This window comes from Ruegeria sp. N8, assembly GCF_056531325.1.
The window spans coordinates 610733-634784 of sequence record NZ_JBQFLQ010000001.1 but is presented as its reverse complement, the minus strand read 5'-3'; the positions used below and the strand labels follow the sequence as shown (position 1 = coordinate 634784).

Below are 24052 nucleotides of genomic sequence, written 5' to 3'. Positions count from 1 at the left end.
CCCGGGATATTTTGGGCCAGATGAAGCAGGGATCCTGTTTCTTTCGAAAATGGAGTGAAGATGGGGCAGGTGTTGCAGTGTGTCTCGCCGATTGACGGATCGGTTTTTGCGGAGCGTGAAGTGTTGTCGGCTGAGGCGGCTTTCAAGTCCGCCGCGCGGGCCCGTGCGGCGCAGGTGGAGTGGGCGGCGCGGCCGTTGCAGGAGCGGATTGATCTTGTAATGGCAGGTGTGGCCGCTGTGGGGGCGATGAATGACGAGATCGTGCCAGAGCTTGCGCATATGTTGGGTCGGCCGGTGCGCTATGGCGGTGAGTTTGGCGGGTTCAATGAACGTGCAAGTCATATGGCCGAAATTGCCTCAGACGCTCTGGCCGATATCGCTGTGGGTGAGGATGAGACCTTCAAACGCTATATCAAGCGTATTCCGCATGGGGTCGTTTTTGTGGTGGCGCCTTGGAATTACCCCTATATGACGGCGATCAACACGGTGGCACCTGCGCTGATTGCGGGCAATGCGGTGGTGCTGAAACACGCCACTCAAACCTTGCTGGTGGGTGAGCGTATGGCGCAGGCGTTCCATGCGTCGGGAGTGCCCGCGGATGTGTTCCAGAACGTGTTCCTCAGCCATGACGTGACCAATGATCTGATCGCTGGCAAGGCGTTTGATTTCGTAAACTTTACCGGCTCGGTCGGCGGCGGACAGGCGATGGAACGCGCTGCGGCGGGCACCTTTACTGGCGTTGGTACCGAGTTGGGTGGCAAGGATCCGGGCTACGTCATGGAGGATGCCGATCTGGATGCGGCGGTCGATACGCTGATCGACGGGGCCATGTTCAACTCGGGCCAGTGCTGCTGCGGGATCGAACGGATTTATGTGCATGAAAGCCTCTATGACGCCTTCGTTGCCAAAGCGGTTGAGGTGGTGAAAGGCTATAAGCTGGGCAATCCGCTTGACGCTGAGACGACGATTGGCCCGATGGCCAACGTCCGCTTTGCTGATGAGGTGCGCGCGCAGATTGCCGAGGCTGTCGCGGATGGTGCCGTTCCCCATATCGAGACCTTCGCTGAGGATGATGGGGGAGCCTATCTGACCCCACAGATCCTGACCAATGTCACCCATGACATGCGCGTGATGCGGGATGAGAGCTTCGGCCCGGTTGTGGGCATCATGAAAGTGTCCTCGGACGAAGAAGCCATCGGGCATATGAATGATAGCGAGTTTGGCCTGACTGCCAGCCTCTGGACCCGTGACGTGGATCGCGCGGCGCGGGTGGGCGACCGGATCGAAACCGGCACCGTGTTCATGAACCGGGCGGATTATCTGGACCCGGGTCTGTGCTGGACCGGCTGTAAGAATACCGGACGCGGAGGCGGATTGTCGGTCATCGGCTATCACAACCTCACACGTCCAAAATCCTACCATCTGAAAAAGGTGACATCATGAGCCTTGTTGGAAACTGGTCCTACCCGACCGCGATCAAGTTCGGCGCTGGCCGGATCAAGGAATTGCCCGAGGCCTGCGCGGCGGCTGGGATGAAACGCCCCTTATTGGTAACGGACAAGGGGTTGGCCGATCTGCCAATCACCACGGCCACTCTGGATATCCTCGAGGCCGCAGGGCTGGGACGAGGGCTGTTCAGCGAAGTGGACCCGAACCCCAATGAAAAGAACCTCGAAGCAGGGGTTGCCGCCTATAATGCGGGCGGTCATGACGGGGTGATTGCCTTTGGCGGTGGCTCGGGGCTGGATCTGGGTAAGATGGTTGCCTTCATGTGCGGCCAGATCCGCCCTGTTTGGGATTTTGAGGATATCGGCGACTGGTGGACTCGCGCCGATGCTGACGCCATCGCACCGATCATCGCCGTGCCGACCACCGCCGGGACAGGGTCCGAGGTGGGCCGTGCCAGCGTTATCACCAACTCGGAAACGCACGCGAAGAAGATCATCTTTCACCCCAAAGTTCTGCCTGCGGTCGTGATCTGTGACCCTGAATTGACCGTGGGGATGCCCAAGTTCATCACCGCAGGCACCGGTCTGGACGCGTTTGCGCATTGCGTCGAGGCGTTTAGCAGCCCGCATTATCACCCCATGTCCCAGGGCATCGCGCTGGAGGGGATGCGGCTGGTCAAGGACTACCTGCCACGCGCCTATGCTGACGGTACCGACATCGAAGCCCGCGCCCAGATGATGAGCGCAGCGGCAATGGGCGCCACGGCGTTCCAAAAGGGCCTCGGCGCGATCCACGCGATGAGCCATCCAATCGGCGCGGTGTTCAACACCCATCACGGCACCACCAACGCGGTCTGTATGCCCGCCGTGCTGGATTTCAACGCGCCCGTTATCGCGGACCGGTTCCAGCAGGCCGCGGCCTATCTGGGCATCGAAGGCGGCTTTGACGGCTTCCGTGCCTTTGTGCAGGCGTTCAACGACAGCTTTGCCATCCCGCGCAAACTGTCCGATCTGGGCGTGACCGAGGCGTCGATCCCTGAACTGGTAAAAGGCGCGATCATCGACCCGTCTTGTGGTGGCAACCCCATCGAACTGACCGAAGACAACCTGACCGCGCTGTTCAAAGCCGCGCTGTAACAGGGTTGCGGACCCGCTCCCTCACCCCGCATACTGCGCGCAGGTGAGGGAGATTTTCATGACCAAAGAGATTGTTCTGATCCACGGGGCGTTTGCCGGGCCGTGGTGTATGGAGGATTACGCGGGCTTCTTCCGCGCGCGCGGCTGGAGGGTTCACACCCCTGCGCTGCGCTACCATGATGGCGACCCCAAGGCCGAGCCCGATCCCGGCCTGACCGACACCAGCGTCATGGACTACGCCGATGACGTTGCCGCATTCGTGCAGGGGCTGGATAGCAAGCCGGTGCTGCTCGGCCATGCCATCGCCGGGGTGGTGGCACAGCAGGTGGCGTCTCGGGGCCTGGCCGGCGCCATTGTCCTGATCAACCCGAATGCGGCCTGGGGGACGCTGCCCGAAACCGACGACGAACGCGCGGTACCGCGCGCACTGATGGAGGGCGGGGCGTTCTGGAAACAGCCCATGCGCGTCGATTTCGACCTGATGGCCCCTTTTGCGCTGAACAAACTGCCCGAGGCACAGCAGCATGAGGTATTCGACCAGCTTGGCCCGGAAAGCGGGCGGGTGATGTTCGAGATGTTCTTTTGGATGTTCGACGACCAGCACGCGATGAAGGTGGATATCGACAAGGTCGACTGCCCGGTGCTGATCGTATCCGGAACCGAGGATCGGGCCGTGAACCCCAACACCTGCCGCGCGCTGGCGGAACTTTACGGCGTGCGAGCCACCTTCCTGCCAGCCGAAGACCACGCCCATTTCCTGTTCATGGAGCCCGGCTGGGAGGGGCCAGCAGGTCAGATCGCGGATTGGCTGGAGCAAAAGGTGGGCTAGAACGCCCACCCAACGCGTTCAGTTGTTGGTCGAGAATGTGCTCTGCGGTTTCCACTTCAGCGAGCCATCCTCTTCACGATGACAGCGCAGCAGGCGTTCCTGAACGGTACTGACGGTGCTGGTTACAGTGTTGTCGCCGACCATCAGAACAAATGCGTCTTCGGAATAGGCCATGCCTTCATAATAGCAAAACCGCTTCTCGGCACCTTCCGGAATAGGCGATGCGGTGCTGAGCATTTGCTGCGCTGGGGCTTGTGTGGCCAGCAGGGCTAAGGCCAGTCCGAGGGGTAGTGTCTTCATGTCGTCCTCCCGTTGAGAAATCAGTGAGTCAAATGGGTCGTGGACGCTCGAGAACCTCAAATATCGTTCTTGAATGACGGGTTGAGGGTAAGTGTGAACGGGATCAACGGGTTAGGCAAGGGGGGGTGTCCATCGTTCAAGGAGGTTGTTGGTCCACCTTGAATCGCTGATGTAATTTTAAAATTAGCGAATGCGCTCTAGCGTGAAGGCAGACGGCTATCAGACGCTGAGAAAGGACTGACCACCGGACGGTTGAGTATTGCTATTTTGGCGTTGTTTTTTATTAGGAGGGCTGCAAACATAGGTTGAGATTATTTTTCCAGATACACCTAAGGTTGACAATGAGTAACTATTCACATGGCGGCCCAGAGTTGGGCAGAATTCACAAACGCAACAACGACAAAAAGTTTTTCTGCCACTTTACTGGTTTTCTTGAGGGCGTGGCGGCAAGTGGATACCTAGAGGTTGGCGAAATTGAGCCGTTGATTGCAGAATGCGAAGAGTTCGTTCGGCACGTAACGGACGGCGATGCAAATGATATTATCGAAGATTTTGGAGTCGATCTTTTGGATCATTCGTCCATCGACTCGGTTGTCGAAACACGTATGAAGGAAATCGAAGAATCCTGCGAAAAGAGCCAACTCAACCGTTTTCTAGGATTTTGCCGGGGCATTGTGTGCGATGGGAAAATCACTTTGGCCGAAGCGGAAGCAATAGTATCGTTTATCGATCGAAACCCATCATTACAAGATACGGTTGGGGTTAAGCAGATCCTTGTTTCATCCGTAGATGCAATTGCCGACGGCATTGTTTCAGAAGAAGAGTCTAACGAACTCTGCGAAGTCATCGGGCATGTAGTGGGTGATTGCTACGGCGATACGGGAATCGCACAAACTACCGGAGTTGCGAATTATCAGGAAACGCGCCTTGAAAGCATCGAAGCAGATTTGGACGGGGCAGTTCTCGTTTTGACGGGAAATTTCAAAGCGAATCCCAGATCAATCTTCGAGAAGCAACTTGAGGCTTACGGCGCCCGAATGGCTCGAAGTGTTTCGGGTAAAGTTGATTTCTTGATAATCGGAGGTGAGGCTTCAAGAGATTGGATAGAGCTAAACCGAGGCACCAAGATTCGTAAAGCACAAGAATTGCGTCTAAAATCGGAGCGCCCGTTGTTTATTTCTGAAAGCCAGTTGCTGCGACTAATGGCACAATAACCCTATCTCAAACATCCAACTCCTCCACAAACCGCGCGTTTTCCTGAATGTACTGAAACCGCAGTTCGGGCTTCTTACCCATCAGGCGCTCGACCAGATCGCCGGTTTCGCCGGGTTCGTCCTCGTCAATCGTGACGCGGATCAGTTTGCGCGAGGCCGGGTCCATCGTGGTCTCTTTCAGGTCCTTGGCGTCCATTTCGCCCAGCCCCTTAAAGCGGGATACGTCGATCTTGCCCTTGCCACCCAGACCTTTCTCAAGCCATTCGTCGCGCTCGGCCTCGTCCAGACAATAGACGCGTTTGGCGCCTTGGGTCAGGCGGTACAGAGGCGGGCAGGCCAGATACAGGTGGCCTGCGTCGATCATGGGCCGCATCTGGGTGAAGAAGAACGTCATCAACAGTGAGGCGATATGCGCGCCGTCCACATCCGCGTCGGTCATGATGATGATCTTGTCATAGCGCAGGTCGTCGACGTTGAACTTGGTGCCAAGGCCCACACCCAGCGCTTGGGTCAGATCGTTGATCTCGGCGTTTGTGCCCAGCTTGGAACTGGCCGCGCCCAGCACGTTCAGGATCTTGCCGCGCAGGGGCAGCAGGGCCTGTGTTTTGCGGTCGCGCCCCATTTTCGCGGACCCACCGGCCGAGTCGCCCTCGACGATGAATAACTCTGTCCCGTCGCGTGTTGAACTAGAGCAGTCCACCAGCTTGCCGGGAAGACGAAGTTTTTTAGTGGCGGATTTGCGTTGTGTCTCTTTCTCGGCCCGTCGGCGCAGACGTTCCTCGGCTCGGAGTATCACAAAGTCGAGTATCGCGCCGGCGGATTTCGTGTCCGCGGCCAGCCAGTTATCGAAATGGTCGCGGACCGAATTCTCGACCAGCCGTTGGGCCTCGACCGTGGCAAGACGGTCTTTGGTCTGGCCCACGAACTCGGGCTCGCGGATAAAGCAGGACACCAGCGCGCAGCCGCCGGTGATCAGGTCATCGCGGGTGATCTGCGCGGCTTTCTTGTTGTTGATCAACTCGCCATAGGCCTTGATCCCCTTGAGAATCGCAGCCCAGAACCCCGCCACATGGGTGCCGCCTTCGGGCGTGGGGACGGTGTTACAGTAGGATTGGATGAACCCATCGCGCGACGGTGTCCAGTTGATCGCCCATTCGACCTTGCCGGGGGTGCCGAATTTCTCGGTGAAGTCCACGGTGCCCGCGAAAGGTTGCTCGGCATATGTGGACGAGCCGTTCATCGTCTCTTTGAGGTAATCGGACAGGCCGCCAGGGAAATGGAACGTGGCCTCTGTCGGAGTTTCGCCATCGTCGATGGCGGACTTCCAGCGGATTTCCACGCCTGAGAACAGATAGGCCTTGGACCGGATGGATTTGAACAACCGCGCCGGTTTGAACTTGTGGTGGCCAAAGATTTCGGCATCGGCGTGGAATGTCACGGTGGTGCCGCGCCGGTTGGGGGCCGCGCCGACTTTTTCGACCGGACCCAGCGGGATTCCGCGGGAGAACCGTTGTTCGAACAGCGTCTTGTCCCGCGCCACCTGTACGACCATCGAATCCGACAGAGCGTTCACCACCGAGGCACCAACCCCGTGCAGACCGCCCGAGGTCTGATAGGCCTTGCCCGAGAACTTACCGCCCGCATGCAGAGTACACAGAATGACTTCCAGCGCGGACTTGTCCGGGAATTTGGGGTGCGGATCAATCGGGATGCCGCGCCCGTTGTCGCGCACGGTCAGGGCGTAATCTGCGTGCAGTTCCACCTCGATCCGGTTGGCGTGCCCCGCGACCGCTTCGTCCATCGAGTTGTCGAGGATCTCGGCCACCATGTGATGCAGCGCGCGCTCATCCGTGCCGCCGATATACATGCCGGGGCGTTTGCGAACGGGTTCCAGCCCTTCAAGCACCTCGATCGAAGAGGCGTCATAGGTGGAGGTGGCGCTGGGCGTCAACAGATCGTCTGGCATCGGTGCTGCTCTTGTTTTTGGGTTTTACCCATTATGGCAGGTGATGTGGTCCGGGGGAAGAGGGGCGCGAAGTGTTGTGGGCGGATTGCGGCGTGCGACCAAGGTTGGATCAAAGCGAAAGCCAGAGTTTTTCGTTCTTAAAACCGCCCCGTATGGTGTGTTCAGGTTGCAGAATTTGGCTGAAATCCTCAGCCCAGTCGCGGAATCTGTCATTGGATACGACGAATCCCCGATAGTCGGTAGCCGCCTGTAGAACCAGCGGGTCTGCCGGTGTGCCGCTGGGGGCAACCAGAACGCGGTCTTTGGGCAGGCTCAGACGTCGGGCGAGGGCGCGGTGATCCAGATAACGGTCAGATATTTTGTAGCCCACATTGGCATCAAAGACGACGCCGGGCGTATATCCGGCCTGCGACAGTTTCTCGACAACATCGCGCACCGTTTCGAGGCTGGGTTCGCCATCTTTCAAGTGCATGACGTTTGATCCGTCAATAACCGCCCATTTTCGCGGGGTGTGGAGGCGTTGCAGACCGCCCCAAAGGATCAATATCGCGCTGCCGAAAGCGCACGGGGCGGCCAGCAATACCCAATCCGACGCGGCTGGGTCCAGCGCTGCGTAGAGGGCCGCGATGGTGGAAAGCAGAAAACAAGTAATAAGCAGGCGCATGTTAGATATCTGAGAGGCGTTCTTGCAAGACGAGAAAATGGGTTTTGGAATTCAATCTATCCAAGTCTCTTATCAATACCGGTTGATTGTTGATAGGGAAATCAGCAACTCTGGCCGCAGCCCGGTGGCTGTCAGGAAAAAGGACATCGTTTCAATGAGCTGGATCAAGACCATACCGTTCGAGGACGCCTCGGGAAAGCTGAAGAAACTGTATGAGCGGGTGACGGGGCCGGGCAATAATGTGGACAACATCATGATGGTGCATTCCTTGCGCCCGCATTCGATGGAAGGCCACATGGCGATGTACAAGAATGTCTTGCACCATTCGGCCAACACCATCCCGAAATGGTTTCTTGAGGTCCTGGGCGTGTGGGTCAGCGCGCTCAACCGCTGCGACTATTGTGTCGAGCATCATTTCAGTGGCCTGCAGCGGCTTTTGGCTGACCCTGACCGAGGCAATGCTATCCGTGCCGCGATTGAAGCCCGGACACCGCAGACAGCCCCTCTAGATCCGGCGCAGATCGCGGCGATGGGCTATGCGCGCAAACTGACCGAGGCGCCTGCGGAGCTGACAGAAAGTGATATTGAGGCTCTGCACGCTGCAGGGTGGGAGGATGGAGAAATCCTCGAGATCAATCAGGTCTGCGCCTATTTTTCTTACGCCAATCGCACGGTTCTGGGGCTGGGCTGTTCCACCGATGGGGATATTCTGGGGCTGTCCCCCAACAACTCGGACGATCCGTCAGACTGGGGACACCGTTAAGGCTCGGGTCCAGTTCAGAATGGCCTGCGCCAGCGCCTTGGGGCGTTGATGATGCAGCCAGTGGTCCGTGCCGGGAATGTCAATGCGGGTCAGGTCGGGGGCGAACTCTTCCAGCCCCTCAGTGGCCTCGGGTAGCAGGGCCTTGTCCTCAGATCCCCACAGCAAAAGATGCGGGCAGCGGACCAAAAGGCGCTCGACCGGCAGCTCGGGCAGATTCGTCAGCGGTTCGCCGGGTTTCGCCACCACCAGCGGAGAGGCGCGGTACCAGTTCAGCATTGCGTCCAACCGGCCGGGCCGGGCCCATTCGGTGCGATAGGCCTGCATTTGTGCATCCGACAGCCAATCCAGCCCCATCCCGTACCGAAAGAACCTCTCGAGCCGCGCGGAATTGTCGGCAGAAAATCTTTGGGCGGCGTCTTCGGCCCTCAGATCGTTGATATATTGCGAGGCCGCTGATTGCGCGCCGCCCGACGCCATCGCACGCTGAAACGGCACCGGGTGGACGCCATTGGCGATGATCAGACGGCCCACCAGCTCGGGCTGGAACATGGCCAGCCCATAGGCGACGGAGGCCCCCCAATCATGGCCCAGAACCGTGACAGGTGCGCCCAGCATATCGATCAACGCCGCCATGTCCCCGACCAGTTTTGACAGGGTATAGTGCCCGACCCCCTCGGGCGCCCAGCTTTGGCCATAACCACGCTGATCCGGGGCAATACAATAGAAGTGTTCAGCTAGATGCGGGGCCAGATCAGCCCATGTGCCACCATATTCAGGAAAGCCATGCAGCATCAGCAAGGGCGGCAGGCTGGGATCGCCCCAACTGCGTAGAAAGAACGGCTGTCCGTCCAGTTCGACAAATCTGCTGTCCACGCGTTAACCCTCTGCTGCCATAGCTAAAAACAGAACCACAAGGTTACAGCAATTTGATACCAATCAAAGCGCGAAATGGCGGTCTCTGCTAGTCACTGGGTCAGACAGCTTTTCAAGGAGAGATTGCATGGAAACAGCGGCGCGGATCGAAAAGACACAAGCCTCCGCCAACGGCGTTCCGGTGCCCACGACCGGCCCGGCTGAGCCCAGCCCCGAGAAAATTCGCCACGCGTTTGAAAGCGGCAAGTACCCTTATGGCCGCAAGATGGCGCGCAAGTTCTATGAGGCGCAAAAGGCCGAGTTGCAGGCTGAGCTGCTGAAGGTTCAGATATGGGCGCAAGAAACCGGCCAGCGGTTCGTGTTGCTGTTCGAAGGCCGTGACGCTGCGGGTAAGGGCGGCACAATCAAGCGGTTCATGGAGCACCTGAACCCACGTCAGGCCCGAGTGGTTGCGTTGAACAAACCCACCTGGGAAGAGAAGGGTCAGTGGTATTATCAGCGCTATGTTCAGGAATTGCCCACCGTTGGTGAAATGGTGTTCTACGACCGGTCCTGGTACAACCGCGCAGGCGTGGAACGGGTGATGGGCTTCTGCTCGCCCAACGAATATCTGGAATTCATGCGCCAGACTCCGGATCTTGAGCGGATGCTGGTCCGCTCGGGCATTCAGCTTTACAAATACTGGTTCTCGGTCACGCAGCCCGAACAGCAACGCAGGTTCAAAAGCCGCGAGACGGACCCGCTGAAACAGTGGAAACTGTCGCCGATCGACAAGGCCAGCCTTGACAAATGGGACGACTACACCGAGGCGAAAGAGGCGATGTTCTTCTATACTGACACCGCCGACGCGCCATGGACCATCATCAAGTCGAACGACAAGAAGCGTGCGCGCCTGAACACAATGCGGCATTTCCTGTCGACGCTGGACTACCCCGGCAAGAACCATGATGTGGTCCGCGAGCCTGATCCCTTGATCGTTGGACAGGCGCATCACGTCATCCATCGGTCCGAGCACATCCTTGGCAGCGCACTGCACCCTGATGCGCGTTAGGGTCATCCGGGGCTGTTGATTAGCCCCGGACTGAGAGTCTCACCCTGAAATTTCGCTGATCTGGTCTTGTCCCGGCCTCGGGCCGGGCATAAGGCTGGGGCGATGAACAAGGTGATGACATATCGCGGCCATTTCCGGGCCATTACCGTGCTGGGCCTACCGTTGGTGGGCGGGCATCTGGCGCAGTTTGCTATCGGTCTGACCGATACCATCATGCTGGGCTGGTACGGGGTCGAAGCTCTGGCGGCTGTAACCCTGGCCAGTAGTTACTACTTCGTGCTGTTTCTGTTTGGGGCCGGGTTCGGCTGGGCGGTGATGCCCATAGTCGCCACCGCCGCCGCCGAGGAGGATGAGACCAGCATCCGCCGCTCGACCCGCATGGGGCTGTGGTTGTCGCTGATCTATGCGGCGTTGATGATGCCACTGCTGTGGTGGTCCTACCCGATCCTGATTGCGTTGGATCAGGACCCCGAGGTCGCCCGGACCGCCGCGCAATATCTGCGGGTCGCGGGCTGGGGCCTGTTCCCGGCGCTGATCGTGATGGTCCTGAAATCCTATTTGGCGGCCTTGGAACGCACGCAGATCGTTCTGTGGATCACTGTGACGGCGGCTGTGGTCAACGGTTTCACCAACTATGCGCTGATCTTCGGCAATTGGGGCGCGCCCGAGTTGGGCGTGATCGGTGCGGCCATCGCTTCGGTCGTGACACAGGTTGTCTCGCTGGTTTTCGTGGTCATCTACGCCGTGCGTGTCTTGCCCGAACACAGCCTGTTTCAGCGCTTTTGGCGCCCGGATTGGGAGTTCTTCTTCAGCGTCCTGCGTCTCGGTGTGCCCATCGGTCTGACCACATTGGCCGAGGTCAGCCTGTTTGCCATGTCGGCAATCATGATGGGCTGGCTGGGACAAGTGCCGCTGGCGGCGCATGGTATCGCGCTGAATCTGGCCTCGGCTACGTTCATGGTGCATCTGGGTCTGTCCAACGCGGCCACGATCCGCGCAGGTAATGCGCTGGGCCGCAAAGACCGGGCACATCTGGAAAAAGGCGCGATTGCTGTGACGGCGATGTCGCTGGTGATGTCGGTGCTGACCGTGATCCTGTTCCTGACCTGCGCCGAGCCGCTGATTTCCCTGTTTATGGAGGCGGATGACCCGCAGCGGTCGCAAATCCTGCTGATCGGAACCGGGTTGCTGGCCATGGCGGCGCTGTTCCAATTGGTCGATGGCGCGCAGGTGATTGCGCTGGGCCTGTTGCGTGGATTGCAGGACGCCAAAGTGCCAATGGTGATGGCAGGACTCAGCTATTGGGTCGTGGGGATTCCGGCCTCGTATTACTTCGGCTTTGTCCAGGGGATGGACGGGATCGGCGTGTGGCTGGGCCTTGTGCTTGGGTTAGCCTTCGCAGCGGTGTTACTGATGGCGCGGTTCTGGATGCGGTCGGTCCGCTCGGTCCCGGTGGCAGGTTAGTCTTTGGTCAGACGATCCGCCTTTTTACGCACCAGAACACTGCGCAGATCGTGCATCGCCAGTAACAGCCGGTCGGTGACATCCTCAAGCTGCGCGTCTGTCGCTTTGGACTGCGCCCACTGAGTCGTCAGGTTTAGGTAGTCCACGGCCCGGTGAATGTCATCCATATCACGCTGTGCCAAAAGGGCTGTGCGGTCCTCGATCCAACGCGTGATAGCGGCCTGGTCGGTCTCGGTCAGGGTGCGCTGTCCCTGCGGCTTGACCTCACCGTTGCGGATGTTGATGACCGCGATCTGGTCCATCTCGATCCGGCGTTGGCGGTTTTCGGTGTCGATCCGAAAAACCGCCGCCCCATTCTCGCGCACGCGAAAGTAATATTCGGGCAAATCCACGGCTCAGAGCCTCCGATCAGGTCAGTGCGGCGCAGAACCGCTGAATGCGGGTGCAGGCCTCGGTCAGCGCAGCGTCCGAGGTTGCGTAGCTGACGCGGAAGTTTGGGGACAGACCGAAGGCAGCCCCGAAAACGACGGCCACGTCGGCTTCTTCCAACAATGCCGTGGCAAAGGCTTCATCAGATGAGATCACCGTGCCTGCCGGAGTAGTCTTGCCGATCAGCCCTGCGATCGAGGGGTAGACATAGAACGCGCCTTCGGGAGTGGGGCAGGATACACCGTCAATCTCGTTCAGCATCCGCACTACCAAGTCGCGGCGGCGTTTGAATGTCTCGGCATTGGGGGCCAGAAAGTCTTGCGTGCCCTCCAGCGCCTCGACTGCCGCCCATTGACTTACGGAGCAGGGGTTTGAGGTCGACTGAGATTGAATCTTGCGCATCGCGGCAATCAACTCGACCGGACCCGCCGCATAGCCGATCCGCCAACCGGTCATGGCATAGGCCTTGGACACGCCGTTGCAAGTCAGAGTGCGCTCAAAGAGGCCGGGTTCAACCTCGGCCGGGGTGCAGAACTCGAACCCGTCATAGGCCAGGTGCTCATACATATCATCAGACATGATCCAAACATGTGGATGGCGCATCAGCACATCGGTCAATGCCTTCAGTTCGGCCCGGCTATAGCCCGCGCCCGTTGGGTTGGACGGAGAGTTGAAGATGAACCACTTGGTGTTTGGCGTGATAGCGGCCTCAAGCTGGTCGGCGGTCAGTTTAAAGCTGTTCTCGAGCGTCGTTTCCACCACAACCGGCGTGCCTCCGGCCAGTAGCACCATGTCGGGGTAGCTGACCCAATAGGGCGCAGGGATGATCACTTCGTCGCCGTCGTTCATCGTCGCCATCAGCGCGTTATAGAGCGTTTGCTTGCCGCCTGTGCCCACCGAGATCTGCGCAGGCGTATAGTCCAGCCCGTGATCGCGCTTCATCTTCGCGCAGGCGGCCTGTTTCAGCTCGGGGATGCCATCGGGCGCGGTGTATTTGGTTTTGCCCGCGGCAATGGCGGCAACGGCGGCATCCTTGATGTTCTGCGGCGTGTCGAAATCGGGTTCTCCGGCGCTCAGGCCGATAACGTCGCGTCCCGCGGCCTTCAATTCGGCCGCTTTGGCCGTCATGGCGATTGTAGGCGACGGTTTTACGCGTGACAGTGTCGCAGACAGGAAACTCATAGGGGCCCTCGGTTTGAATGATCAACCTGTCTGTCATAGGGTGCGCCCGAAAGACGATCAAGCGATATGAATTGTGGAATTGGAGACCCCGATGAACGACGAAAACGACTGGTACGGCCCGGATTCAGCGACATTCGGCGACCGTCTGGCAGGTGCGCGTGAAGCTGCGGGGATGACACAGTCACAACTGGCCCGCAGGTTGGGCGTGAAAAAAGCAACCCTCGCGGATTGGGAAAACGACCTGTCCGAGCCGCGCGCCAACCGCCTGTCGATGCTGGCCGGGATGGTCAATGTCTCGATCATGTGGCTGCTGACCGGGGAAGGCGAGGGCATGGATGCGCCCTCGGAAGCTGAAGAACCCATGCCCGAACTGGTGGATATCGTGGCCGAGTTACGCTCGATCCGGGGCGAGATGCGAGCCAGCGCGGAACGAGCCGCGAAACTGGAAAAGCGTCTGCGACAGATGGCTGAGCAAGTCCAGTGACCGAGCAGCGGGACACGCGGATCAAGCGGTTGAAAATGCGTTCGATGCGCCGGGGCATCAAAGAGATGGACCTTATCCTGTCGGCCTATGCCGATCGCAATCTTGGCAGCATGGATGAGGCGTTGCTGGACCTGTACGACGCCCTGCTGCACGAGAATGATCAGGACCTGTATCAATGGGTGACAGGACAGGTTTCCACGCCCGATCCCTATGCAGATCTGATTGTGGAAATAGCGCAAACCTTTCAAAAGTAATAGTAAAATCTGCTTAACAGAATATTCGGTTTTTCGATTCATGCTGCCTGAAACGGCGCGATTGAATCGGAGGATCGGATGAGTATGGAAATGCAGGTCTCCGCGCACGGGGCCAAGGGCTTCATGACCAGCTATCTTGAGGCGCTTGCGCTGGTGGAACGGCTGCACCGCCTGCTGCTGGACGTCATCAAGGACGAGTTCGAGCGTGTCGGCGTGCTTGAGATCAACGCCGTGCAAGCCTTGTTGCTGTTCAATATCGGCGATCATGAGGTCACGGCGGGCGAATTGAAAAGCAGGGGCTACTATCAGGGCAGTAATGTCAGCTACAACCTGAAAAAGCTGGTTGAGATGGGCTATATGCACCACCAACGCTGCGAGATTGACCGCCGCTCGGTGCGCGTGCGTCTGACGCCGCGGGGGCGTGAGATCCGCGATATCGTATCCGAACTGTTCGCGCGCCACGCAGGTGGGTTGCAATCACGTGGCGTATTGGAGCTGGAAGGGATTGAGGACATCACCACTTCCCTCCGCCGGGTTGAACGCTACTGGACGGATCAGATCCGCTATATTTACTGATCAGGGCCGGGTGCAGGGCCCGGCATCGGACAGGACCAGGCCTTCAAGCTCGCGGATCAGCTTGCGGGCCATCGCGTCCTCATAGGCTTCGAACCCCACGGCGACCTCGACAAAGGCATCGGGGCCCAGAGTGACCCATGCATTGTAGTAGGCAGACAACTCGCTGATCTGCACGTCGCGCTTGTCCCCAACATTGGCATCATCAGGGCCGATCACCAGACCGTTGATAGTGATCCCGCTGGCTTGCAGCGCCTGTTTGGCCTCGCGGGGATGGGGTCCAATGTTATGTTTGCCGTCGCCAGACAGGTCCAGCGTGTGCTTCCAGCACTCAGGTTGTTGCCACAGCAGACCGGCGCCAAACTGCATCGCCGATCCGACCGCCGTTCCCTGCGGCGCCGAGCTGCGCGTCACGGAGTTCAACAGGGCTGAAATACCATCCAATTGTTCCTCGGATCGGATTTCTGTCCAGTCTAGCAACATGCGCTGATGACTGGGCTCACTCCATTCGAATACCGCCAACCGCACCGCAGGGCCAAGGCCCGAAAGAAGCAGTTGCTTGACCTCGGGTCGTCGTAGGGCAGCGGCCAGACCACCAAGCTGCAACCGGTATTCGGTACTATCGACCGAACCAGAGACATCCAGCCCAAGGGCCAGCGCTTGCCTGCACTCAGACATCGCAGGCGTTGCCAAAAGGGTTGCGGCAGCGGCAAGGTAGCGGATCATTTCAACGCATTACCAGATAGCGCGCCGATTTGCAGGCCCTGCAATTCCCGCTCAAGTTTGCGGCGCATGGCGCGCTCGAAATCCTCAAACCCTTGCGCAACTTCCAGAAAAGCGCCGGGGCCATGCAGCACATTGTTCTCAAAAAACGGGATCAGGAACAGCTCACCCTCGAAATCGGCGGCGTTGATGACCAGCCCGTTCACCACGATGTCCTGAAATGGAAAGTGGCGATAGGCCGAGTCTGGTCCGTACCCGTCATTGTTCGACCCATCCCCAGACAGATCGATGGTCTGGAACAGGCAGGGCGGGGCTTGCTGCATCAATGTCGCGCCAAAGGCCAGCGCATATCCCATCGCGGTGGCTGACCCGCTGTCGGACCGCACCGACTGTTGCACCGTCGTCGCCGCTGCCAGCAAGTCTGCCCGCGTGCGGATCATCGACCAATTCAGAATAACGCGTTGCGTGCTGCGCCCGCTCCATTCATAGACGGTCAGCGCGACGGGCATGGGGGACGAGAAAAACGCCTCGGTCACCTCGGGTGCGACGAGTGCTGCGGCCAAGCCCTGCCGTTGCAGCGTGTCTTCGGTTGCGTCTACCGAGGTCGATATGTCCATCGCCAAGGCAAGCGCCAGCCTGCAGGTCTCGGCCCGCAGGGGGCTGGCCAGAGCAGCCAGTCCCAGGATCGTCAGCCAGCGGATCACCAGTGGCCGGTGCTTTCCATACTGGCCCAGGGTTCGGCCGGATCAAGCGCGTCACCGTTTTGCAGCAGCTCGACCGAGATATTGTCGGGCGAGCGCACAAACGCCATGCGCCCGTCACGTGGCGGCCGGTTGATCACGACGCCATTGTCCTGAAGTAGTTGGCATATTTCGTAGATATTATCGACTCCGTAGGCCAAGTGACCGAAATGCCGGCTATCGCTAGGCAATCCGTCGTCGCCATCCCAGTTATATGTCAGTTCGATCGGGCGATCTTCTTGCCCCGGAGGCGCCATGAAGATCAGCGAAAACCGGCCCTGTTCACTGTCATACCGGCGGGTTTCTTGCAGCCCCAGCAGTTCGTAAAACGCCATGGATTTCTCAAGATCTTTCACACGGACCATGGTGTGGAGGTATGTCAGCCCCATTGCGGTTTCCTTTTTTTGTTCAGGTGATGACAAGCACCTTAGCGCGCTAACATAGTGTGTCGAGAGGCGCGGCGGACACAATTTGGAAAATGCACAAACAAGCGTACATATCGCGGTTCCGGTCGCTGCATTGCCGAGATATAGTGGTCGCCGACTCATTCGATGGAAAGGAAATTTCATGCCGCTGTCCTCTGACCAACTGGCCGAGATCGAAGCGCAACGGGCGCAATCGCATCAAACGCGTCGTGTTGTGGCTCCGGGGATGGAAGATCATCTGTATACTGCGCATCAGGTGCTGGACCACGGCTTTGTGCGGGTGATCGACTATATGGGCGATGACAACGCGATCTGTCAGGCGGCGCGGGTGTCTTACGGCAAGGGCACCAAGTCGGTGCAGAATGACGAGGGGCTGATCCGCTATCTGATGCGTCACTGGCATTCGACCCCGTTCGAGATGTGCGAAATCAAGCTGCATGTGAAGCTGCCTGTCTTTGTGGCCCGTCAGTGGATCCGGCACCGGACGGCGAATGTGAATGAATACTCCGCGCGCTACTCAATCCTGGATCGGGAGTTCTATATTCCCGCGCCCGACCATGTGGCGGCGCAGTCCGAGGTGAATAACCAGGGTCGGGGCGAAGCATTACAAGGTGAAGAGGCCGCGCGGGTTCTGGAGATACTAAAGGCTGACAGCGCCCGGTGCTATGACAATTACGAGGCGATGATCAGTCAGGACGGTCAGCAGGGTCTGGCGCGTGAACTGGCGCGAATGAACCTGCCGGCGAATATCTACACCCAGTGGTATTGGAAGGTGGACCTGCACAACCTGTTCCACTTCCTGCGTTTACGGGCCGACCCGCATGCGCAGTACGAAATCCGGGTATATGCCGATATGATGTGCAAGATCGTCGCCGATTGGGTGCCATTCGCTTACAAAGCCTTTGAAGATTATCGTCTGGGCGCGGTGAATCTGTCGGCACAGATGGTCGACAGCCTGCGGCGGATGCTCGCCGGAGAGGCCGTGACGCAGGAAACCTCGGGCATGACCGCCCGCGAATGGCGCGAGTTCGAAGCGGTCATTCGCGAAAACTAAACGCATATCGTTTGTCTATACGTACTGTCATGAAGCTGTTACACTGGCTTCATGGCTTTTCTTTCCTTTATCCGATACGCGTGCTTGATGTCGTTGCTTGGCGCTCCGGCTTTGGCCAAATCCCCTATTGCTGAGGTGCTGTGTGAGCCGACGTCCCGGTTGCATGACAAGCTGGAACGTCAGTTCGACTCGCAACGCGCAGCCTCTGGGGTGCGCAGCCCTGAGCAGATCATGGAAGTCTGGACTAGCGAGAAAGGTGATTGGACGATGGTTGTCACTTATTCGACCGGCACGTCCTGCATCGTTGCGATGGGTCAAGACTGGTTCACGCACGTCGACGCAGATCCGGCGCGCGGTTAACATTGGTCGAACCATTATTGGTCAACGGCCGGAAATTGGCCGTTGCCCTGCTTTGTCTTCCCGTCGGGAGGGGGCCTTACAACGGTTTCAAATCGGCGGCCATCTGGCGACCGTCGCGTCCGTCCTGCAATTCGTATGAGACTTTCTGATTGTCTGCGAGCCCGGTCAGACCTGACCGTTCAACAGCCGAGATATGTACAAATACGTCCTTGCCACCTTCATCAGGGGCAATAAACCCATAGCCTTTAGTGGTATTAAACCATTTCACGGTGCCAGTTGGCATTTCCCGTGTCTCCTTCTACTTACACGTTGTCCCACAAATTGGTGGGGGAAGTGATTGACGCCACCGCCTTTCGTCACCGCCGCGCCCACACGCTTCGGCCCGAATTGCGTATTTCGTCTTTTTCAACATTGCACGGTGAAGTAAAAAATCAAGAATTACCGGAACACGTTGGCGAAATTGCCTAAAATTCGCACAAGCACAGGAAGCCCCCGAAAATGCGTCTATATGGACTTAAGAACTGTGACACCTGCCGTAAGGCATTGAAGTCATTGCAGGATGTTGAATTCATCGACGTCCGCGCTGATGGCGTGCCTGAAACAGTGCTTTTAAAGGCTCTTACACATTTCGGCGAGGCTTTGCTCAACACCCGGTCCACGACTTGGCGGGGCCTAAGCGAAGACGAACGCGCGCGTGCACCGTTGGAGCTGTTGCGCGATCATCCGACCTTAATGAAACGCCCGCTGATCGAGCGTGACGGGGAGCTTTTTCTCGGCTGGACGGTGGCGACGAAGGCGGCTCTTGGCGTCGGCTGAGCGGATGCTTATCTGCAAGGGCGCAAGCAAGAGGGCGAAGGATGCGTAACGCAGCGATGATTTTGGGTGTGATTGCCGGGCTAATCGGCATGTTGGTCGGCTTTGTCGGCTATGGCTATGTCGAACTGATCGACCGGTTCGGTGAGATCGACGGGTTGGCCGAGCAGGTCGACAACGCGCAACTGATCCAGACGGCCTCGATCCTTGCGCCTCTGCTGGCGATTGCCGGTGGCGCCATGGCCAAGGCGCGGGCACTGGTTGGGGGGCTATTGTTGCTAGTCTCAGCAGGCGGCATGTATTACGCGTTTGGTTTCAATGCCTTTACCATGTTCCCCGTCGCATTCGCTGGGGTGGCAGGGGTCCTCGGGCTGGCCGCAGGTAAACCGGACGAGCCCAAGGCGCATTTCTAGATCATTTTAAGCGCAGGACGCGGTCGATGGAAATCGGGCCTGCGCCGTTGATCACGATGACCAGGAACAGGAAGGTCCACATCACACGCTGATCCATCAAAGTGATGGCGTTGTCGAACAATCCACCCAGTTTCACGCCGTGACCGGCGACATCAACGATGGTCTGGACCCAGACGAACCCGATCATGGCCAGGGCAGCAACGCGTGTCAGAAGACCAACCAGCAGAAGCGCAGGCAGGACGAATTCGGCCACGGTGCCGAAGAAGATCACGATGCGCTGGAAAAAGGTCATCTGGGTCACGTCGTACAAAACGGCTTCAGCCGCTTTGGGGAAGATCTGGCCAAAGGCACCGGCTGACGCCGAGAAGATCGACCCGTCAATCTTCAGAGTGGCCGAGTTCCAGTAATACACAAGCAATACAGCAACAAAAACAAGCCGCGCCAGGGTCGGGGTCAGCCAATTGGCCGAACTGTCGAGCCGTCCCAGGACGTTATTGTGAAGAGAGATCAGGGCAGTCATTATGCCAGCCTTTCGATAGTCACAGAAGTAAGAGCGCCGCCTTGAAGCAGCAGCGCCAGAGTAGCCCCAAGGTCAAACTCGGGGGTGGTTGCAGAGGTGTTTTCATACGCCTGACCGATCGTCTGACCGGCCATCATCTCTGCAATCCAATCCGCACCACCGGCAGGCAGCAGATGCGGAGCGGGATCATATTCCGGTCGTGTTACTAACACGCCTTCGGCCCCAGCCTGTGGCTTGGGTGCGTTTTCTTGCGTGTTGAAACGCCAGATCGAATAAATCGGCCATTCCGAGCGGATCACCCGCATCGACGGCGCAAATTCAAGCGTGGCCTGCATCACCTCATCAGGCGCAACTGCCAGCGCATCCGCTGGGGCTGGGGTGCTGTCGGCGGCGTGGTAAGACTGACGCAGAGCCAGTTCCAGCCGAGCGATGTCGGGCAGGTAGCCCAAATGCGAAAGCTGCGGCATCCCGGCCAGAAACTCGGGGAATGCCTCGCCATAGAACATCATCATGGGCGAGGTCGGAGGATGCTGACGTAGGAAAATACCCGATAGACCATCCATATTCTGCGTGCCCAGCAGTTTGGTAATCACCGGAAAGGCCTGATACATTGCCTCGGTCAGCGACACGGCGACGTTGTTGCGATAGACGCTGAAACGACGTCCCGCAGGGTGTTCAGACGCGTCCACAAGGCCGTCGGGCACCGCCTGTGACGGGTCCAAAAGCGCCGTGTGGAAGGTTGTCTGAGAAACGCTCATGCTGGAACGCGGTCCAAAGCCGCCTGAGCCCTATCGGCCTCGGCGCGCAGTACAGGCCAGTCGGGAACGTCGGTATCCCATTCGATCAAGATGGGCTTGGGGCCGGACTGGTCCAGAGCGTAATCTAACAGCGTCCATACAGGGTCCACAACCTCGCGCCCATGGCTGTCGATCAGCAGGGGGCGACCGTGGTCGTCTTCATCCTCGTCGTGGCCGCCCAGATGAATCTCACCCACTTTGTCCAGCGGATAGGCGTCGATATAGCCTTGCGGCGAGAAATCCAGATTGGTGGCCGACACGAACACATTATTCACGTCCAGCAACAGGCCACAGCCGGTGCGACGCGCGATTTCACGCAGGAAATCAGGCTCGGACCAGGTGCTCTCCTCGAACGCCAAATAGCTGGAGGGGTTTTCCAGCAGCATCTGCCGTCCGATAACCTCTTGCACCTGATCAATATGCTCACAAACCCGGTCCAAAGTTGCGTCGGTGTAGGGCAGGGGTAGCAGGTCGTTCAGGAAATGGCTGTCATGGGTCGACCAAGCCAGATGTTCCGAAAAGCTGGCAGGGTTCAGCCAGCCAACCAAATGTTTCAACCGGGCCAGATGATCGGGGTCCAGCGGGGTTTCGCCGCCAATGGACAGGCCGACACCGTGGACAGAGATAGGGAATTGTTCGGACAAATGGCGCAGTTGCGCCAGCGGGCGTCCGCCATCGCCCATGTAATTCTCGGCATGGATTTCCAGCCATGCCACCGGGTGCGCGTGATCCAGAATTTGCTGAAAATGCTGGGGCTTATATCCGACACCCGGCGCGGCGGGCAGTCTGTTTGAACGAATAGCATTGTCCAGCATCGTTATAGTCTCCGGTTCACGACAAAGAGGCGGGCGACAAGGCCCGCCCCTTCGGTTTTCCTAAGCGCGGGCTTATGCCGGCAGATCGCGGTCCAGCGGCTCCAGCGAGCCTTTGCGGTCCGAACCGTCTGCGGTTTTAGGCAGCTCGATATCGGCGCAAGTGCCTGCGTCGACCAGAGTCCAGGCATTGCCCTGATAATCAACGGTCGAGGTACCGGCGCAGGTGGTGCCGGGGCCTGCGGCGCAATCGTTTTCGCCTGCCAGCGAAACGCCATAGCATTTCTCTTTGGCTTGTGCGGTTGCGGTGGTGGCCATGCCCGATACGGCGGCTGCAACGGCGCTTGCGATAACGAGGGACTTAGCTGTGTTCGACATCTCGGTAATCCTTTTGGTGACTGCGTATGTCTGTGTTGACAATGACAAAGGTAGTCGTTCAGAGGCGACAGTTAAATTCACGAGCCCGTGTCTCACAACCCCGTCAGGCACTGTCATGCCCCCTTGCAGGTTAACATATTGTTTTTGAAATCGAAAATGGAAAATATTTCAATCCGGCCCCTGTTTTTGGGCCGGATCGCAGGCAAATTGACGCCGAATGTTACAGCAGATCGGGCGGTGTCGCCTCCTTGGAAAGCTCAATTGTTACAGCCTCAAGTGATTGAACCTGTGTTTGTTTTTCACCCAAACGGCGAACACTGACTGTGCGTTCGTCAACTTCGCGGTGTCCGACGGCCAAGATCACGGGCACTTTACCGACAGAATGCTCGCGGACCTTGTAGTTGATCTTTTCGTTGCGGATATCCGCTTCGGCCCGAACCCCGGCGGCTTTGAGCGTTTCCACCACTTCGGCCACATAGTCATCAGCCTCGGAAGTGATCGAGGCGACAACGACCTGACGCGGGGCCAGCCAGAAAGGCAGCTTTCCCGCGTGTTCCTCGATCAGGATGCCGATGAACCGTTCGAACGAGCCCAGAGTAGCGCGGTGCAGCATGAAGGGGCGGTGTTTCGCGCCATCCGCGCCGATGAAGCTGGCGTCAAGCCTTTCGGGCAGGTTGGGGTCAACCTGCAATGTGCCGCATTGCCAGGTCCGGCCGATGGCGTCGGTCAGGGTGAATTCCAGCTTAGGTCCATAGAACGCGCCTTCGCCTTCGAGGATCTCATAGTCGTACCCGGCCGCCTTGCAGGCATCACCAAGGGCCTTTTCCACCAGATCCCAGCTTTCATCCGACCCGATCCGCTTTTCGGGACGGGTGGACAGTTTGATCGTCCAGTCGTGGAAGCCCAGATCGGCATAGACCTTGGATAGGAAAGCGATGAACTTGGCGGTCTCGGATTCGATCTGATCTTCGGCACAAAAGATGTGGCCATCGTCCTGCGTGAAACCGCGCACCCGCATGATGCCGTGCAATGCTCCCGAAGGTTCATAGCGTGCGCACGATCCGAACTCAGCCATGCGCAGGGGCAGGTCGCGATAGGATTTCAGACCCTGATTGAACACCTGCACGTGGCAGGGGCAGTTCATCGGCTTCAGCGCGTTGATCGCCTTTTCACGGGCATGTTCTTCATCCACTTCGACGATGAACATGTTTTCCTGATATTTGTCCCAGTGACCCGAGGCCTCCCACAGTTTGCGGTCGACAACTTGCGGGGTGTTGACTTCGACATAGCCGTCGCGTTCCTGCATCCGGCGCATATAGTCCTGCAGGGTGGTGTAGATTTTCCACCCGTTGGGATGCCAGAAGATCTGGCCGGGGGCCTCTTCCTGCATGTGGAACAGGTTCATTTCGCGGCCCAGCTTGCGGTGGTCGCGCTTGGCGGCCTCTTCCAGCATATGCAGGTGGGCTTTCAGCTTTTCCTTGCCGGTGAAGGCCACACCGTAGATGCGTTGCAGCATCTGGCGCGAGCTGTCGCCGCGCCAGTAGGCACCCGCGATGGACATCAGTTTGAACGCGTCGCCGGGCAGTTGGCCGGTGTGCTGCAGGTGCGGGCCGCGGCACAGATCCTGCCAATGACCGTGCCAGTACATGCGCAGCGGTTCATCGCCCGGAATGGCTTCGATCAGCTCGACCTTATAGGGCTCGTTATTGGCTTTGTAGAACTCAATCGCGCGGTCGCGATCCCACACCTCGGTGGTGACGGGGTCGCGCTTGTTGATGATCTCTTTCATCTTTTTCTCGATGAGGCCGAGATCTTCGGGGGTGAAGGGTTCCTCGCGGTCAAAGTCATAGTACCAGCCATTGTCGATCACGGGGCCGATGGTGACTTTGGTCGCGGGCCAGATTTCCTGCACCGCGCGGGCCATGACATGCGCCAGATCGTGGCGGATCAGCTCATTGGCCTGATCTTCATCCTTCATGGTGTGGATGGCGATTTGGGCGTCGGACTCAATAGGCCATTGCAAATCCCAGTGCTTGCCGTCGACCGTGGCCGAGATTGCTTTTTTGGCCAGCGAGGTCGAGATATCGGCAGCGACCTGCGCGGGTGTTACGCCTGCGTCATAGGAACGTGCATTGCCATCGGGGAAGGTTAGAGAGACGGATTTCGAATCCAGGGCCATGTTGGCTCTCCTCGTCGGTTTGGCGCCCACTGAACGCCCGGTTGCGGGTTATTTGCGTCTGGCTGCTTTGGCAGGTGGTGGGGATTGTGTCAAGTGCGGGAGCGAGGGACGCTGCCCCTCGCGCACCCCGGGATATTTTTAGCCAGATGAAGGTCGGATCGGGGAATTGCGGTTGGGGTTGGGACGTGCATGATGTTGACAAAGCAA

Annotated in this window: 30 protein-coding genes; 15 read left to right on the top strand and 15 right to left on the bottom strand. The window is 58.5% G+C overall.

All coding sequences use genetic code 11. From position 1 onward, the window contains the following. Nucleotides 1–60 precede the first annotated feature (60 nt). The 3 genes from ACR0C5_RS03220 to ACR0C5_RS03210 are packed head-to-tail and all read left to right on the top strand — an operon-like array spanning nucleotide 61 to nucleotide 3414. Nucleotides 61–1443: an aldehyde dehydrogenase family protein gene (locus tag ACR0C5_RS03220; protein ID WP_480874494.1), complete on the top strand. Its 1383-nt coding sequence runs from the start codon at nucleotides 61–63 to the stop codon at nucleotides 1441–1443. Continuing rightward, nucleotides 1440–2585, top strand: a complete 1146-nt coding sequence (locus ACR0C5_RS03215) for an iron-containing alcohol dehydrogenase (RefSeq protein WP_480874492.1) — start codon at nucleotides 1440–1442, stop codon at nucleotides 2583–2585. The genes ACR0C5_RS03220 and ACR0C5_RS03215 overlap by 4 nt, the downstream gene beginning before the upstream one ends. A gap of 58 nt (nucleotides 2586–2643) precedes the next feature. Further along, nucleotides 2644–3414: an alpha/beta hydrolase gene (locus tag ACR0C5_RS03210; RefSeq protein ID WP_480874489.1), complete on the top strand. Its 771-nt coding sequence runs from the start codon at nucleotides 2644–2646 to the stop codon at nucleotides 3412–3414. Nucleotides 3415–3432: 18 nt separating this feature from the next. On the opposite strand, the gene ACR0C5_RS03205 is transcribed toward ACR0C5_RS03210, so the two are convergent. Then, complete coding sequence (locus ACR0C5_RS03205; RefSeq protein WP_170770289.1) at nucleotides 3433–3714, bottom strand: DUF1496 domain-containing protein; 282 nt, start codon at nucleotides 3712–3714, stop codon at nucleotides 3433–3435. A 341-nt stretch (nucleotides 3715–4055) separates the two neighbouring features. On the opposite strand from ACR0C5_RS03205, the gene ACR0C5_RS03200 reads away from it, so the two are divergent. Further along, on the top strand, nucleotides 4056–4928 hold the full coding sequence (locus tag ACR0C5_RS03200) for a BRCT domain-containing protein (RefSeq protein ID WP_480874486.1): 873 nt from the start codon (nucleotides 4056–4058) through the stop codon (nucleotides 4926–4928). A 7-nt stretch (nucleotides 4929–4935) separates the two neighbouring features. Here the strand turns inward: ACR0C5_RS03200 and parE are convergent, their stop codons facing one another. Together parE and ACR0C5_RS03190 are read right to left on the bottom strand one after the other, a co-directional pair. Next, nucleotides 4936–6894: a DNA topoisomerase IV subunit B gene (gene parE, locus ACR0C5_RS03195; protein WP_480874484.1), complete on the bottom strand. Its 1959-nt coding sequence runs from the start codon at nucleotides 6892–6894 to the stop codon at nucleotides 4936–4938. Between the two features lie 109 nt (nucleotides 6895–7003). Then, nucleotides 7004–7558 carry an NYN domain-containing protein gene (locus tag ACR0C5_RS03190; RefSeq protein ID WP_480874481.1) on the bottom strand — a complete coding sequence of 185 codons (555 nt, stop codon included), beginning with the start codon at nucleotides 7556–7558 and terminating at the stop codon, nucleotides 7004–7006. Between the two features lie 154 nt (nucleotides 7559–7712). Between ACR0C5_RS03190 and ACR0C5_RS03185 the strand changes: the two genes are divergently transcribed. Beyond that, entirely contained in the window at nucleotides 7713–8321 is a 609-nt protein-coding gene (locus ACR0C5_RS03185; RefSeq protein WP_480857560.1) for a carboxymuconolactone decarboxylase family protein, read from the top strand. Here ACR0C5_RS03185 and ACR0C5_RS03180 read toward each other — a convergent pair. Continuing rightward, nucleotides 8301–9194 carry an alpha/beta fold hydrolase gene (locus ACR0C5_RS03180; RefSeq protein WP_480874479.1) on the bottom strand — a complete coding sequence of 298 codons (894 nt, stop codon included), beginning with the start codon at nucleotides 9192–9194 and terminating at the stop codon, nucleotides 8301–8303. The genes ACR0C5_RS03185 and ACR0C5_RS03180 overlap by 21 nt on opposite strands. A gap of 127 nt (nucleotides 9195–9321) precedes the next feature. On the opposite strand from ACR0C5_RS03180, the gene ppk2 reads away from it, so the two are divergent. Next, the gene (gene ppk2 / locus ACR0C5_RS03175; RefSeq protein ID WP_480874477.1) at nucleotides 9322–10245 is read left to right on the top strand and encodes a polyphosphate kinase 2; all 924 of its coding nucleotides are present in this window, start codon (nucleotides 9322–9324) and stop codon (nucleotides 10243–10245) included. A gap of 102 nt (nucleotides 10246–10347) precedes the next feature. Further along, complete coding sequence (locus ACR0C5_RS03170; RefSeq protein WP_170788902.1) at nucleotides 10348–11709, top strand: MATE family efflux transporter; 1362 nt, start codon at nucleotides 10348–10350, stop codon at nucleotides 11707–11709. Here the strand turns inward: ACR0C5_RS03170 and ACR0C5_RS03165 are convergent. Together ACR0C5_RS03165 and ACR0C5_RS03160 are read right to left on the bottom strand one after the other, a co-directional pair. Further along, the gene (locus ACR0C5_RS03165; protein ID WP_170788901.1) at nucleotides 11706–12101 is read right to left on the bottom strand and encodes a hypothetical protein; all 396 of its coding nucleotides are present in this window, start codon (nucleotides 12099–12101) and stop codon (nucleotides 11706–11708) included. The two genes, ACR0C5_RS03170 and ACR0C5_RS03165, sit on opposite strands and share 4 nt — an antisense overlap. Before the next feature lie 16 nt (nucleotides 12102–12117). Beyond that, nucleotides 12118–13320 carry a pyridoxal phosphate-dependent aminotransferase gene (locus ACR0C5_RS03160; protein WP_170788900.1) on the bottom strand — a complete coding sequence of 401 codons (1203 nt, stop codon included), beginning with the start codon at nucleotides 13318–13320 and terminating at the stop codon, nucleotides 12118–12120. Between the two features lie 91 nt (nucleotides 13321–13411). On the opposite strand from ACR0C5_RS03160, the gene ACR0C5_RS03155 reads away from it, so the two are divergent. The 3 genes from ACR0C5_RS03155 to ACR0C5_RS03145 all read left to right on the top strand — a co-directional run bounded on the left by ACR0C5_RS03155 (nucleotide 13412) and on the right by ACR0C5_RS03145 (nucleotide 14634). Then, entirely contained in the window at nucleotides 13412–13804 is a 393-nt protein-coding gene (locus ACR0C5_RS03155; RefSeq protein WP_170770305.1) for a helix-turn-helix domain-containing protein, read from the top strand. Next, the gene (locus tag ACR0C5_RS03150; RefSeq protein ID WP_331252084.1) at nucleotides 13801–14058 is read left to right on the top strand and encodes a succinate dehydrogenase assembly factor 2; all 258 of its coding nucleotides are present in this window, start codon (nucleotides 13801–13803) and stop codon (nucleotides 14056–14058) included. The genes ACR0C5_RS03155 and ACR0C5_RS03150 overlap by 4 nt, the downstream gene beginning before the upstream one ends. A gap of 78 nt (nucleotides 14059–14136) precedes the next feature. Continuing rightward, entirely contained in the window at nucleotides 14137–14634 is a 498-nt protein-coding gene (locus ACR0C5_RS03145; protein WP_170782692.1) for a MarR family winged helix-turn-helix transcriptional regulator, read from the top strand. On the opposite strand, the gene ACR0C5_RS03140 is transcribed toward ACR0C5_RS03145, so the two are convergent. From ACR0C5_RS03140 to ACR0C5_RS03130, 3 genes are read right to left on the bottom strand one after another with little or no spacing between them, the layout of a single operon-like run. Further along, a complete protein-coding gene (locus ACR0C5_RS03140; protein ID WP_480874472.1) occupies nucleotides 14635–15357 on the bottom strand; it encodes a DUF1194 domain-containing protein in 723 nt (240 codons plus the stop codon). Further along, nucleotides 15354–16058: a DUF1194 domain-containing protein gene (locus tag ACR0C5_RS03135; protein ID WP_170770312.1), complete on the bottom strand. Its 705-nt coding sequence runs from the start codon at nucleotides 16056–16058 to the stop codon at nucleotides 15354–15356. Before ACR0C5_RS03135 ends, ACR0C5_RS03140 begins: the two co-directional genes overlap by 4 nt. Further along, entirely contained in the window at nucleotides 16055–16483 is a 429-nt protein-coding gene (locus ACR0C5_RS03130) for a VOC family protein (protein ID WP_170770314.1), read from the bottom strand. Before ACR0C5_RS03130 ends, ACR0C5_RS03135 begins: the two co-directional genes overlap by 4 nt. A 178-nt stretch (nucleotides 16484–16661) precedes the next feature. Between ACR0C5_RS03130 and thyX the strand changes: the two genes are divergently transcribed. After that, nucleotides 16662–17573 (top strand): FAD-dependent thymidylate synthase, encoded by a 912-nt coding sequence (gene thyX / locus ACR0C5_RS03125; protein WP_480857548.1) that lies wholly within the window; start codon nucleotides 16662–16664, stop codon nucleotides 17571–17573. Nucleotides 17574–17660: 87 nt separating this feature from the next. Beyond that, nucleotides 17661–17933, top strand: coding sequence for a hypothetical protein (locus tag ACR0C5_RS03120; RefSeq protein WP_480874468.1), 273 nt, complete (start codon nucleotides 17661–17663; stop codon nucleotides 17931–17933). 76 nt (nucleotides 17934–18009) lie between these two features. Here the strand turns inward: ACR0C5_RS03120 and ACR0C5_RS03115 are convergent, their stop codons facing one another. Continuing rightward, a complete protein-coding gene (locus ACR0C5_RS03115; RefSeq protein WP_008758035.1) occupies nucleotides 18010–18216 on the bottom strand; it encodes a cold-shock protein in 207 nt (68 codons plus the stop codon). 50 nt (nucleotides 18217–18266) lie between these two features. Between ACR0C5_RS03115 and ACR0C5_RS03110 the strand changes: the two genes are divergently transcribed. From ACR0C5_RS03110 to ACR0C5_RS03100, 3 genes are read left to right on the top strand one after another with little or no spacing between them, the layout of a single operon-like run. After that, a complete protein-coding gene (locus ACR0C5_RS03110; protein WP_480874466.1) occupies nucleotides 18267–18401 on the top strand; it encodes a hypothetical protein in 135 nt (44 codons plus the stop codon). A 30-nt stretch (nucleotides 18402–18431) separates the two neighbouring features. Further along, nucleotides 18432–18749 carry an ArsC/Spx/MgsR family protein gene (locus tag ACR0C5_RS03105; protein ID WP_480874463.1) on the top strand — a complete coding sequence of 106 codons (318 nt, stop codon included), beginning with the start codon at nucleotides 18432–18434 and terminating at the stop codon, nucleotides 18747–18749. 41 nt (nucleotides 18750–18790) lie between these two features. Further along, on the top strand, nucleotides 18791–19159 hold the full coding sequence (locus ACR0C5_RS03100) for a hypothetical protein (RefSeq protein ID WP_170770323.1): 369 nt from the start codon (nucleotides 18791–18793) through the stop codon (nucleotides 19157–19159). 1 nt (nucleotide 19160) lies between these two features. On the opposite strand, the gene ACR0C5_RS03095 is transcribed toward ACR0C5_RS03100, so the two are convergent. From ACR0C5_RS03095 to thrS, 5 genes are all read right to left on the bottom strand, one after another. Next, nucleotides 19161–19679: a DoxX family membrane protein gene (locus tag ACR0C5_RS03095; RefSeq protein ID WP_170770325.1), complete on the bottom strand. Its 519-nt coding sequence runs from the start codon at nucleotides 19677–19679 to the stop codon at nucleotides 19161–19163. Then, nucleotides 19679–20437: an HvfC/BufC N-terminal domain-containing protein gene (locus ACR0C5_RS03090; RefSeq protein WP_170782687.1), complete on the bottom strand. Its 759-nt coding sequence runs from the start codon at nucleotides 20435–20437 to the stop codon at nucleotides 19679–19681. Before ACR0C5_RS03090 ends, ACR0C5_RS03095 begins: the two co-directional genes overlap by 1 nt. Further along, the gene (gene bufB / locus ACR0C5_RS03085; RefSeq protein ID WP_480874459.1) at nucleotides 20434–21291 is read right to left on the bottom strand and encodes an MNIO family bufferin maturase; all 858 of its coding nucleotides are present in this window, start codon (nucleotides 21289–21291) and stop codon (nucleotides 20434–20436) included. Before bufB ends, ACR0C5_RS03090 begins: the two co-directional genes overlap by 4 nt. Nucleotides 21292–21363: 72 nt before the next feature. Further along, nucleotides 21364–21666, bottom strand: coding sequence for a BufA1 family periplasmic bufferin-type metallophore (locus ACR0C5_RS03080; protein WP_170770331.1), 303 nt, complete (start codon nucleotides 21664–21666; stop codon nucleotides 21364–21366). Nucleotides 21667–21886: 220 nt separating this feature from the next. After that, complete coding sequence (gene thrS / locus ACR0C5_RS03075; RefSeq protein ID WP_480874455.1) at nucleotides 21887–23845, bottom strand: threonine--tRNA ligase; 1959 nt, start codon at nucleotides 23843–23845, stop codon at nucleotides 21887–21889. Nucleotides 23846–24052: the final 207 nt, after the last annotated feature.